The 13,180-nt window shown below is 51.3% G+C and carries 9 protein-coding genes; all 9 read left to right on the top strand.

All coding sequences use genetic code 11. The features are described from left to right. Nucleotides 1-4: 4 nt before the first annotated feature. On the top strand, nt 5-1,408 hold the full coding sequence (locus ACTJJS_RS21760; protein ID WP_440665237.1) for a RagB/SusD family nutrient uptake outer membrane protein: 1,404 nt from the start codon (nt 5-7) through the stop codon (nt 1,406-1,408). A 71-nt stretch (nt 1,409-1,479) separates the two neighbouring features. Then, the gene (locus tag ACTJJS_RS21755) at nt 1,480-2,520 is read left to right on the top strand and encodes a cyanophycinase (protein WP_440665236.1); all 1,041 of its coding nucleotides are present in this window, start codon (nt 1,480-1,482) and stop codon (nt 2,518-2,520) included. Between the two features lie 24 nt (nt 2,521-2,544). After that, nucleotides 2,545-3,582, top strand: a complete 1,038-nt coding sequence (locus tag ACTJJS_RS21750; RefSeq protein WP_440665235.1) for an isoaspartyl peptidase/L-asparaginase family protein — start codon at nt 2,545-2,547, stop codon at nt 3,580-3,582. A gap of 300 nt (nt 3,583-3,882) precedes the next feature. Next, on the top strand, nt 3,883-4,440 hold the full coding sequence (locus ACTJJS_RS21745) for an RNA polymerase sigma factor (RefSeq protein ID WP_440665234.1): 558 nt from the start codon (nt 3,883-3,885) through the stop codon (nt 4,438-4,440). A gap of 86 nt (nt 4,441-4,526) precedes the next feature. Beyond that, complete coding sequence (locus ACTJJS_RS21740; RefSeq protein ID WP_440665233.1) at nt 4,527-5,615, top strand: FecR family protein; 1,089 nt, start codon at nt 4,527-4,529, stop codon at nt 5,613-5,615. Between the two features lie 179 nt (nt 5,616-5,794). After that, on the top strand, nt 5,795-9,238 hold the full coding sequence (locus ACTJJS_RS21735) for a SusC/RagA family TonB-linked outer membrane protein (protein ID WP_440665232.1): 3,444 nt from the start codon (nt 5,795-5,797) through the stop codon (nt 9,236-9,238). Nucleotides 9,239-9,250: 12 nt separating this feature from the next. Continuing rightward, nucleotides 9,251-10,948 (top strand): RagB/SusD family nutrient uptake outer membrane protein, encoded by a 1,698-nt coding sequence (locus tag ACTJJS_RS21730; protein ID WP_440665231.1) that lies wholly within the window; start codon nt 9,251-9,253, stop codon nt 10,946-10,948. A gap of 312 nt (nt 10,949-11,260) precedes the next feature. After that, nucleotides 11,261-11,860 (top strand): RNA polymerase sigma factor, encoded by a 600-nt coding sequence (locus ACTJJS_RS21725; RefSeq protein WP_168871892.1) that lies wholly within the window; start codon nt 11,261-11,263, stop codon nt 11,858-11,860. A gap of 85 nt (nt 11,861-11,945) precedes the next feature. Next, a complete protein-coding gene (locus ACTJJS_RS21720; RefSeq protein WP_440665230.1) occupies nt 11,946-13,094 on the top strand; it encodes a FecR family protein in 1,149 nt (382 codons plus the stop codon). Nucleotides 13,095-13,180 lie beyond the last annotated feature (86 nt).

Genomic DNA, 13,180 nt, shown 5'->3' with positions numbered 1-13,180 from the left:
GTTCATGATCCGTTATATTCAACATACTGTTAAATACCTGGCACTGATGCTGCCGGTATGTCTGCTTTCGTGCAACAAACAACTGGACCTGTCGCCTACAGACAATATTATTGATCCGGGAAGGACTTTCCGTAACGTCGCCGACCTTAATGGCGGCCTGCTGGGCGCTTACTCACGGCTTACTTACAATACCATTTACAACGTATCGCTGGTTACGGACGAGTGTACGTTGCCCAGCGAAAACGGTACCGGTGGCGGCGTAGCTTCCTACCGCTGGCAGATAGACCCGGGCAACGGCACCATTACCGCTTCTTTCAATGAATACTATGTTACGATAGACCGTGCCAACCGTGTGCTGGCCGCATTGCCACAGGTGCCTGCCAAAGGCGATGAAGTAGCAAAGCGCGACCAATATCAGGGCGAGCTGCTGGCATTACGGGCGTACTGCCACTTCCAGCTGTTGCAGAGCTACGCACAGGACTATACGCCCAATGCGCTGGGAGTGCCTTATATGGACGTTTCCAAAGTCAGCTCACCCGCCCGTAATACTTTTGCGGAAGTAATGGCACGTATTGAAGATGATCTTAAAACCGCGAAGAAACTGATCCCTGCCTCCTTTGACGATAATACCCATATCACCCTGGCAGCAGTGTCAGCGATTCAGGCACGGGTAGCCCTGTACGAAAAGAAATGGAACGATGCCGTCACCTATGCCACAGAAGCTATCCAGGCCATGCCGCTGGCGGCACGTAACAAGTTCGCCGCCATCTGGAAAGATACCGACGAATCTGAGGTTATTTGGAAACTGAAGCAGATGCCCGGTACCGACGATGACCTGATCGGCGGTGTTTATTTCAAAAAGCGTGTAGCCTTATACGTTCCCTCCTTTGAACTGATCAAATTGTTTGACAAAGACAATGATGTGCGTTATCCGGCTTATATACAGTTTGATGACAGCCGTGGTGCCGGCAAATCCGCTTACCTGGTCAATAAATACACTGGCAGTAGTGGTAATCCCGGGCTGGCAGACCTGAAGGTGTTCCGTACCGGAGAGATGTACCTGGTCCGTGCAGAGGCCGCGGCGGAGCTGGGCCAGAACGGCGATGCCGCCAATGACCTGAACGGTCTGCGTGCCGCCCGTATTGACGGTTATACACCGCAGGTGTTTGCCGATAAAGATGCGCTGATCACTGCCATCTATACAGAACGATTTAAAGAACTGGCGTTTGAAGGGCATCGTTTGTTTGACTTGAGGAGACGTTCCTTACCAGTAACACGTGAACCGGAAGACGCGGTGAATGCGCTGGGAGCAGTGCTGCTGAAGCCGGGACAGCGCGGTTATGTGTTCCCTATACCTGACGCCGAAACCAAGGCTAACAGGAACATGGAGCAGAATAAACCTTATTAAATTACGAATTACGAATTACGAATTACGAATTACGAATTTGAGGTATCCACAAAATGTAAAACGATCAGTAAATGAACGGAACAAAGATAATGGGCCTGTTAACGATAACGGCTATATGTTTTAGTGCTTGTGACGGTGGTGACAAAGCTCCTAAGACGATTCCCGGCCGTCCGGCTTCTATTGGTATTGTGGGTGATACGGCCGATGTGATTAAACCGGTGACGGGAGGCGTGGCGCTGATAGGTGGCGGCGGCAATGTGGACGGCGCTTTCCGCTGGATGATAGCCCGCAGCGGCGGTGGCGATGTGGTAGTGCTCACTGCCTCTGCGAACGCCGGTTATAACGTGGACATCGATTCACTGGGCAAGGTGAATTCCGTCGAAACGCTTAATATCACTAGCAGGGAACTGGCGAATAATGATACGGTGGCACGTACTATCCGGAATGCGGAAATGTTGTTTATCGCCGGTGGCGACCAGTCCCGTTATATGAACAACTGGAGAGGCACTAAAACAGCGGAGGCCATCAACTATCTGCTGACAGAGAAAAAGGCGCCGGTAGGCGGTACCAGCGCCGGTTGCGCTGTGCTCAGCGGGCTGTACTACAGCGGAGAAGGCGGTAGTGCGGTGTCCGACAGCGTGCTGGCCAATCCATACGATACGCTGGTAAAAGTGTATAACAATGATTTCCTGCATGCGCCTTATCTGTCCGGCGTAATCAGCGACCAGCACTATGTGAAACGCGGCCGGCAGGGCAGGCATGTAACTTTTATGAGCCGTATTATCACAGATTATGGTATTTTTCCGATGGGTATTGCACCGGACGAGAAGACGGCCGTTTGTATTGACGAGCATGGCATGGCAACGGTTTTTGGGGTGAGCAAAGCTTATTTTATCCAGGCGGATAGCCTCAAGAAACCTGAACTTTGTGTGAAAGGACAGCCTTTACAGTGGAATTGTAACGGGCAGGCCCTTAAAGTATATGAAATACCTGCCTCCGCGACCGGCAATGGCCGTTTCCCGTTGTCTGCCGGTGATACCACGGCGCCGGCTGGCGGCACCTGGTACTGGTGGTGGGTAGAAAATGGTGTACTGAAAACCAGGCAGATTTGATGATTTTATAAAATGACACTTTACATGAAAAAAGGTTTTTGCTATTTGTTACTGGCCTGTTGCCTGATGATGTCCCGAAATATGGTGTCAGCGCAGAAAAAAGCAGGGCAGTATGTACTGGTGATCCATGGCGGAGCGGGCACTATCCTGAAAAAGAACATGTCGCCTGAGATGGAGGAAGCATATAAGGCATCGCTGAAGCGGGCGCTGGAGAAGGGTTATGGCGTATTACAATCCGGCGGCAGCAGTCTCGATGCGGTGGAGGCCACCGTGCGGGTACTGGAAGACGATTCTCTTTTTAACGCCGGAAAAGGGGCGGTCTTCACCCACGAGGGCCGTAACGAACTGGATGCGGCCATCATGAACGGCAAAACCAGGGCAGCGGGCGCTGTGGCTGGTGTGACGGTGATCAGGAACCCTGTCAGTGCCGCCCGTGCAGTGATGGAAAAATCCGAACATGTGATGATGATCGGCCCCGGAGCAGAGAAGTTCGCCAAAGAAGCCGGACTGGAAATTGTGGACCCTTCCTATTTCCGTACTGAGTCCCGCTGGAAAGGCCTGCAAAAAGCGTTGAAAGAAGACTCGCTTGCTTCGGCCAAATCCAACGCCTATACGAACCCTGCGAAGCTGGGCATTATCAACAAGGATAATAAATTCGGCACGGTGGGCGCTGTAGCACTGGACAAACAGGGAAACCTGGCGGCCGCTACTTCCACTGGTGGTATGACCAACAAAAAATATGGCCGTGTGGGTGATTCGCCGATTATTGGCGCCGGCACTTATGCGAATAATAATACTGTGGCTGTGTCCTGCACCGGCTGGGGCGAGTATTACATCCGCAACGTGGTAGCCTACGACCTTTCTGCGCTGATGGAATATAAAGGGTTGTCTGTGCAGGATGCCGGTAAAACCGTTATCAAAAAAGTGGGCGATATGGGTGGTGATGGCGGACTCATTGCGCTGGACAAAAACGGTAATATGGCCATGCCTTTTAATACAGAAGGCATGTACAGGGGAGCTGTTACCAAAGACGGGAAGATTGAAATTTATATTTATAAATAACAGTTTGTCCTAAGATATATCCGATTTTCAGGGGTTGACCGAATAGGTCGGCCCTTTTGTTTTTAACTCCATATGCAGGAACGGGAAGATGGATATTGCTTGCTACGCTCAGGAAATAACGTCCATCTTAATGCCATCGATTGCTTTCTGCGGGCGGCCGACAGCTGATTGCCTCCCTGAAAATTGTCTTGTTAATTCAGTATCAGTATCCGCTAAATTTCAGGTATTGTGGATAACCGGACTGGGCTACCTTACCAATACCATCTTTGTTGAGGGAATGCGGTTCACAATTATTTGCAGATGCAGGATCTGTTAGAGAAAATATACAGGGACAATGACCAACTAGCCTTTCGCCAGCTGTTTTTGCAGTACAGCGAACGGCTGATTGTTTTTGCCGCATCGTTGCTGCCTTCCCGTGAAGAAGCAGAAGAAGCCGTGTCCGATGTATTTGTGAAGATATGGCAGAACCGCGCCTCGCTGCCTGCGGTGCGTAACCTCAATACCTACCTGTACACCGCTGTCCGTAATACTGCTTACAACTACCGCACCAGTGCCGGCAGGATGCCGGAGATGCTGACAGGTGAGCATATCCAGGTGGCTGTTAATGCGATGGCTGCCTCCCCGGAGGATATGCTGATCAGCAAGGAAAACCTGCGGAAGATAGAATCCGCCATCAACCTGTTGCCCGCCCGCTGTAAACTCATCTTCCGCCTTGTAAAGGAAGATGGCCTTAAATACCGTGAGGTGGCGGAAATCCTGGAAGTGTCCATCAACACGGTGAACACCCAGATGGCCATCGCCCTGAAAAAATTGGGTGAGGTGATCGATATCCGCCAGCATTTCGGCTGGATGGAATAAAAAAAATAAAAAAATTTCTCCCGCGCTTCATAGTATTTCTCCAAAATACTGTCTTATCTGTTACATCACCGTAACATGTCAATTTAATGGAACAACACGAAAGGCTTTGGGAACTGATAGCCAAACGGACGGCAGGCATTTTGTCGGCCGCAGAGGAGATGGAGCTGGAAGTCCTGCTGGAAGCCACCCCTGAGGTGGCCCGGCAACAGGAGCTGTTGGACAAAATATCCCTGCAAAGTACGGGCAAGCCTACACTCGAAAGGAAGGAAATGCTGCTGGACCGCATCATGGGTGACATCGTCGCTGCTGAAAATAAGGAAACACCATCGGTGCCGGAGATGACGGACAACAATATGCAGGTGTCACGCCGCCGCTGGCGGGCAATAGCCGTTGCCGCTTTCCTGGCGTTGCTGCTAGGCGCCGCCATGATGACGTACCTGCGTACGGCCACTTCCCCCGCAGTGGTGTGGAGCACTGTGCAAACACGGCCCGGCTCCAAAACACGCATCACCCTTCCGGATGGCACGCTGGTCATGCTCAACGCCGGCAGCACCTTGTCTTATCCCAGTAATTTCGCCAAATCCGGACGGGAAGTGAAGCTCACCGGGGAAGGTTATTTTGATGTGACCAAAATGGCCAGCTATCCGTTTGTTATCCACACTAATACGGTTGATATAAAAGTATTGGGCACCACTTTCAACGTAAGGGCCTACACAGATGAATCACATACGGAAACAGCCCTCATCAGCGGCGCGGTGGAAGTGACCGTGAAAGATGCGGGGAAACAACATATAACGCTAAGCCCGCGGCAGAAATTACTGGTGGCCAACGTCATCACGGATACTGTGGCGAAACCCGCGCCGGCAGCCCGGGCGGACGACCAGAAACCATTGATCGTATTGGAAAGCATTGAAAAGGAACATACCGGTAGCCTGATAGCGGAAACTGCCTGGGTGGAAAACAGATTTGTATACCGTAATGAGCATTTTTCACAACTGATAAAAAGAATGGAAAGATGGTATGGCATTACAATAGAATGTCATAACCAGGCATTGTTACAGACCTCCTTTACCGGTAACGTACAGGGTGAATCGCTGGACCAGCTGCTGGGCATGTTAAAACAGACCAAACAATTCGATTATAACGTCGCCGCAGGAAAAGTCATTATTCATTAATCAAAGTCTAAATCGCTAGTTATGAAAGTACTGTCAGGCTTTACCTGATAACCACCTGTAACATCTTTATTAAAAAAAACGGGAAATGCGCGCACATTCCCCGTTGTCAAGCATGAGGAGACCTTTTACGTTCGAAGGTTTCAGGGACTCCTATTGTATCAACTCAACAAATCCAAGGTATGAAAAAATTTACTAAGTCGGGGCCTCCCACCGTATGGGCAAGGGTCCAGCAGATGTTATTGATTATGAAGTTCACCACGTTGTTGCTGCTACTGGTAGCGCAGGCTTCGGCCAGTGTTTATTCCCAGAAAAAGATCAGTATCCGGGCAGAGGCCACGCACCTGGATAAAATGCTGATCATGCTGGAGAAAAAATCCAATTATCGTTTTTTCTTTAATAATGATGAGTTGAAAGATGTGCCCCCCGTATCTGTTGATATGAGCGGCGTAACGGTGACTGAAGCGCTGGACCGCCTGCTGTTGCCCCTTAACCTGCACTATAAAGTGCTGGACAATAACGTTGTGGTGGTCACCCGCGCCGGCAACGAAATCCGCGACAAACATATCAAAGGAAAGGTGGTCAATGCGAAAGGCGAGCCCCTGCCAGGCGTGACGGTAAAAGTCTCCGGCGCCAATGCCGGCGCTGTTACCAACGCTAATGGTGAATACGAACTGAATGCGCCGGACAATGCGACCCTGGTGTTTTCCTTTATCGGCCACATCCAGCAGACGGCTACCCTGGAAGGACGTACCACTGTTAACATCACTTTGCTGGAAGATACCCAGGGCCTCAACGAAGTCGTGGTAGTAGGTTATGGCACCCAGAAAAAAGGCGACCTCACCGGCGCCGTAGCCACACTGGACGGCAAAAAACTTGAAAGCCGCCCGCTGGTAAACCTGGCGCAGGGCCTGCAAGGCATGATGCCCAACCTCAATGTGAACCTGAACAACGGCGCTCCAGGCAAAGGCGCCACCTTCAACGTACGCGGTAATACATCTATCAACGGTGGTGGCCCGCTGGTGCTGGTAGATGGTGTACAGATGGACCCTAACCTCATCAATCCTGCCGACGTGGCTAACGTCACCGTGCTGAAAGATGCGGCTTCCGCTGCCATCTATGGCGTAAGAGGCGCATACGGTGTTATCCTCATCACCACCAAAAAGCCGGGTAAAGATGCGCCGCTGCGGTTGAACTATTCCACTTCCTATACCATTACCCGCCCCACCCGCATGCCGAAATACCTCAATTCAGTGGATTATATCCGCATGCACCGTGAAGCCGACCGCACCGGTCAGCTCTCCGGCGGCAACGCTGCCTCCGAACCCTTTACCACAGAAGATTCTGTTCGTGCTGCTGCATACTTTAAAGATCCTGCCAACAACCTGCCGGTATACGTGGACCCTGCCAATCCCTCCAAATACCGCTACGTAGGCAATACCGACTGGATAAAAGAACTTTACCCGGGATGGGCGCCCATGATGGACCATAACGTGTCTATCTCCGGCGGCCAGGGCAAAACCGGCTACGTGGCCTCCCTCGGCTATTTCGATCAGAAAGGCCTGTTGAAAGTGGCCGACGAAGATTTTAAAAGATACAATGCGAGCCTGAAACTCAATACAGAAGCAACGTCCTGGCTGGAGCTGAATATGAAAATGATGCTCAACCGAACAGAGAGCAACAAACCCACTCCTGCCAGTCACGGCGGCCTTTCATCCGGCTGGATCTCCGGCGACCTGCGCCCCATTATGCCTGTTTACCACCCCGACGGCCACTTCTCCGGACAGGGCTCCTTTACCAACATCGTAGCCCTCGCCACTCTCAACGGCCGCACCAAAGAAACGGCCAATGACCTGTGGCTCACCGGCGGATTTGTACTGAAACCACTCAAAAACCTGCGTATCGTGGGCGACTATACGTGGAACAGTTATGGCCTCAACAACCAGCAACATTATAAAGAGTACCAGGAGTACGGCGCCAACGGCATACTGCTGGGCACTTTCCCCTGGAGTAAACCCAGCAGCGTAAAAGAAAGCAATAACAACGACTACTATACGGCGTTGAATGCCTATGCGGAATACTCCCGTCAGTTTGGCCAGCATTTCCTGAAAGCCATGGTGGGCTACAACCAGGAGAAGAAGCAGGTGAAAGGGTTTAACGTGAAAGTGAAAAACCTGATCGACCAAACCATGCCGGCCATCAATCTCAACAACGACAACAGTCCACTGGCTGATGGCCGCCAGTACAGCTGGGCGCTGGCCGGCTCTTTCTTCCGGTTGAATTATGATTATGCCAACAAGTACCTCCTGGAAGTGAACGGTCGTTATGACGGTACTTCCCGTTTCCCGGCCAGCAACCGCTATGTGTTCCTGCCGTCCGTATCTGCCGGCTGGCGCGTATCTGAAGAAGGCTTCTTTAAACCGCTGCTGGACGTTGTCAACGATCTGAAACTGCGCGCTTCCTACGGTACGTTGGGCAACCAGGCGCTGAACCCCGACCAAAACGCCAACACTGACATCTATCCCTATATTCCTACCATGCCAAGTGGTAAAGTGGATTATATTTTCGATGACCAGAAAGGTGTATACGTAGGCGTGCCCGGTCTGGTAAGCCAGAATTTTACCTGGGAAAAAGTAAGCACGCGCAACTTCGGCCTGGACGTGACCCTGCTGAAAAACCGTCTCAGCGCCACTTTCGACTGGTATATCCGCGATACCAAAGACATGCTGCTGAATGGTTATCCGCTGCCCGGTATCCTCGGTACTTCCGCTCCTAAAGTAAATACCGGCGAAATGCGCACCAAAGGCTGGGAACTGGGTGTTAACTGGAGAGATAAGATCAACGACGACCTTTCCTATGAAGTAAACCTGGCACTGTCTGATTATTCCGCTACCATCACCCGCTATGACCTCAATCCTACCAAAACACTGGGCAGCTACTATGTGGGCCAGAAGCTGGACGAGATATGGGGATATGTGACAGACGGGTTTTTCCAGTCAGACGCGGAAGCTGCCGGTGCCGACCAGTCCAACCTCTGGAACGGCAAATGGCTGGCCGGCGATATCAAATTCAAAGACCTGAATGGCGACAAAAAAATCACCAGTGGCCAGAACACCGCTGTTGATCCGGGTGACCGCAAAGTGATTGGCAATAAAACACCCCGTTACCAGTTTGGCGTGAATCTCTCTGTACAGTATAAAAACTTCGATTTTAATATGCTCATTCAGGGCGTAGGCAAACGCGACGTGATGCTGGACGGCAACACCTTCTGGGGCTTCAAGAGCGAATGGGACGTACCTATGGTATATCAGCTGGATTACTGGACCCCCGATCATCCTGACGCTTACTACCCACGCCAGCGCTTCGGTGGTGGCGGTAACTTCCAGGCACAAACGAAATACCTGCAGAACGCTGCTTATGCCCGTATGAAAAACCTGTCGGTTGGCTACACGTTGCCGGCTTCCGCCATGCGGGCCATGCGGATGCAGAAACTGCGTGTGTACGTGTCTGCGCAGAACCTGTTTGAAGTGACCAAACTGCACAAAGCGTACGATCCGGAAATATTTGACGCGAAAGACTATCCGCTCAACAGGGCCATCTCTTTCGGTTTGCAACTGGGCTTATAACCAATCCAAAACATGATGATGATGAAAAAAATAAATATCATATATGCGTTAACGTTATCAGTCATGGCATTGGCCGGCTGTAAACGTGATTCTTTCCTCGACCTGAATCCCGACGATGCTTTCAGTGATCCGACTTTCTTTAAGAACGAGTCTGACCTGAAATTGTACTGCAACGGTTTTTACAGCACATTGCCGGTGATGGACAACAACTCGGACAATAACTCCGATGACATGGTGCCGCGCAGCAAAGACGCGTTTTTGTCGGGCCAGTACATAGTGCCCATCGTAAAAGACGATGACAAAGGTGAGTGGAGCTGGAAAAACGAGCGAAGCGCCAACTACTTCCTGGCGCGTTATCAGCGTGCCGCCGTAGGTGACGATGTGAAAAACAAATATGCCGCCGAAGCCCGTTTCTTCCGTGCATTGTATTTCTGGCAGAAAGTAAAACGTTATGGTGATGTGCCCTGGTTTTCCAAAGACCTGAACGAAAACTCTCCGGAGCTGGACCTGCCGCGTACACCGCACAAACAGGTAATGGACTCTGTGCTGGCAGACCTGAACTTTTCCGTAGCCAATCTGCCTGTACCAGGCAGTGCGGAAAAGGGCCGCCTGCATAAATTTGCCGCCGCCGCGTTGAAAGCGCGTATCTGCCTGTGGGAAGGTAGCTACCGCAAATATCACAGCCTCGGTGATGATCAGCCGATGATGCGTGAAGCTGCTAATGCTGCGCAGCTGGTGATGACCAGTGGTTTGTACGATCTGTATACCACCGGGCATCCCGCCACCGATTATTATAACCTGTTTATACAGGAAGAACTGCTGGGCAACAAGGAAGCGATCATGCCCAAACGTTTTATCAAGGATGTGTTCATGCACAATCTTACCCGCCAGCTGGGAGAAGGTAATACGGGTTTCAGCAAAAGTTTTGTGCGCTCTTTCCTGTGTACTGATGGCCTGCCCACTGTGCTCAGCCCTTTGTATAAGGGAGATGATTCCATCCAGGCGGAGATCACCAACCGAGATCCCCGTTTCGGGCAGCTGATTGCCACCCCGGGTTTTGTATTTCAGGTAGATGCCAGCGGCAACAAGGATATTATCACCCTGCCGCGTATAGGCACCAGCGTTACAAGCACCGGCTACCAGCGCGTGAAAGGCCGTTCTTCCAGCCTGGAGCAGTGGAACGCCAACCAATCCACGCTGGACCTGTTTATTTTCCGTTATGCAGAAGTGCTGCTGGTATACGCAGAAGCCAAAGCAGAACTGAACGAATGTGACCAGGCCGTGATCGATCAGACGATCAGCAAACTGCGTGCAAGGGTAGGCATGCCCGCCATGCAGATCGCTGCGCTGATAAAAGACCCGAAATCCGATTTCCCTGCATTGCCTGTGCTGCTGGATGAAATACGCCGGGAGAGGAGAGTAGAGCTGGGCGCCGAAGGTTTCCGTTTTGACGACCTGTTGCGCTGGAATGCCGGCAAGCTTATCGAGAACCCTGAATCTATTCTGGGCATGAAACTGCGCCCCGAGGTAAAAGCGCAGTATCCCAACCAGGGCCAGGTAAAAGATATCGTGCTGGACGCCAACGGTTATATCCGGGTATATCCTGATATCACCGCCAGGGTGTGGAACGATAAAATGTACCTGTATCCTATTCCCACGCAGGAACTGACATTGAACCCTAAATTACTGCCGCAGAACAAAGGCTGGTAATAATTACGAATTACGAATTACGAATTACGAATTTGGGGCATGTATGAACAGATAGTTTGTTCGTACATGCCCCAAATGATTTTTAAGGTTGCCTGGTTGCTTTTGTTTATCTGGTTGTGTATTTTAAAGTTTTTAAAAATCTTGTTTTATATTTTAAGCGTTCCGTTGGTGATATTGAATTAAGGAAAACCTCAATTCGTAATTTGTAATTGGGCTTAAATGTTATTTAATTATGAAATCCAGTCGCAGCGGGCATTAGGAGAAAGTGATAAAAGCACCTCCATATTATATTTGTGACCAAAATCTATCTGGATGACCGCCCACGAGCTACATACTGAGAACAACCTGTTCCGGGCGATTGCCAACGGAGATGAAAAAGCATTCGAGACGCTTTTTCATCGGTACCGTAATAAAGTATACACTATTGCCTGGAAGATCACCGGCTCCGAAGCGGTGGCGGAGGAGATAGTGCTGGACGTATTTCTGAAGGTATGGTTAAAACGGGAACAATTGCCAGAGCTGGAATACTTTACCGCCTGGCTGTTTACGATTACCCGTAACCGTGTGTTCAAGACGCTGAAACAGCTGGCGCAGCAGGCTACGAGCCACGCTATTTCCGACCAGGAAGAGTGGTTGTTGCCGCCAGTGGCTTCGTCCAGCGAGCCGTTGCTGGAAAAAGAATACCGTCAGATATTACATGATGCTGTGTCCCGTTTGTCGCCGCAGCAACAGAAAGTTTACCAGCTGATCAAAGAGCACGGCATGAAGCGGGAAGAGGCGGCCAGAGCGCTGAACCTTTCGCCCGAGACCGTGAAACGCCATCTGGCAGAGGCGATGCACTTTATCCGTACCTACTGTAGTTATCATCTGGGCACCTACGCCACCTTGCTTATTATTAAGGAATTGTTATGAAGCAGATTTTTTCTGTTTTCCACTGACCCATTTTTCTTTTTTAGGGATTTCTTTTGATATACCCGGCACAAAACCGGTCCGCAGGATGTCCCGATTTGAATTTTTATTCCGCAAATCGCTGGAGAAAACCAGCACAGAAGCCGAGCAGCAGGAGCTGATGCAGCTGATTGCCCGGTCGCAGCACGACGAAACGCTGATGCAGTTGCTGGACGAGGTGATCGCCGCTTCCGGCGACGAGAAGGCCATGCCTGCGCATCGCGCGCAGGAGGTACTGGCCATCATCCTGCAGGCCGGTACAAAGCCTCGCACTGTCCGCCGTACGGTACGTATGCGCTGGTGGGCTGCCGCCGCATCGCTGCTGTTGCTGGCAGGCGCTGCGTGGTACCTGCTTCGCCTCCCTGTTGCGCATACGCCTGACACTGTTCCGGTACTGGCCCTGCAGGACATACGTCCTGCCGCGCAAAGCGCCGTTCTCACACTGGACGACGGCAGCCAGGTAATACTGGACAGCCTGCATCAGGGCAGCATCCGTAATGCAGCCGGCGCCGTGATCCATCTGGGGCAACATACATTGGCTTACAGTAATAATAAAGATGCGGGTCAGGCTTACAATACGCTGTCTACTCCCCGCGGAAAACTCTTCCACCTCATCCTGCCCGATGGCACTGAAGTATGGCTTAATGCCGCGAGTTCATTGCGTTACCCTGTCAGCTTCCATGCTGCGGAACGGGTGGTGGAACTGAACGGCGAAGCCTATTTTGAAGTGAAACAGGCTGCTACAAGGCCTTTCCGGGTAAAGACCATACAGGAGAGCGAGATCAGGGTATTAGGGACCGGATTTAACGTCAACGCCTATACTAATGAGCCGGTCGTTACCACTACATTGTTACATGGCCGGGTTCAGGTGCTGGCGGCACAACGGCAAATGTTGCTGAAGCCGGGCCAGCAGGCCACTATGGCCGGCGTCGGTATCAAAGTGCAGGCTGCTGACACCAGCCAGGTGACAGCCTGGAAAGAAGGTATGTTCCAGTTCGATAACGCCGGTATTCAGCAGGTGATGAACCAACTGGAACGGTGGTACGACATCACTGTCATCTATGAGAATGGCGTCCCGGATATTCGCTTCGGCGGTAAGATGGAGCGGGAACTGGACCTGCGCAGCGTATTGAGAATACTGGAAATATCTAACGTACATTATCGTCTGGAGGGAAGAAAACTAATCGTCACACAATAACGAAGCGAAGAAGATTGTCATACCAGCCATTCCTGCGCCCCGGGAGCGCAGCAGGGCGCCGTATGCCTGTAATGAACCTTTAAATT

This window comes from Chitinophaga sp. 22308, assembly GCF_052045305.1.
GTDB classification, from domain to species: Bacteria; Bacteroidota; Bacteroidia; order Chitinophagales; family Chitinophagaceae; genus Chitinophaga; species Chitinophaga varians_A.
This window is presented reverse-complemented; position numbering and strand designations above follow the sequence as displayed.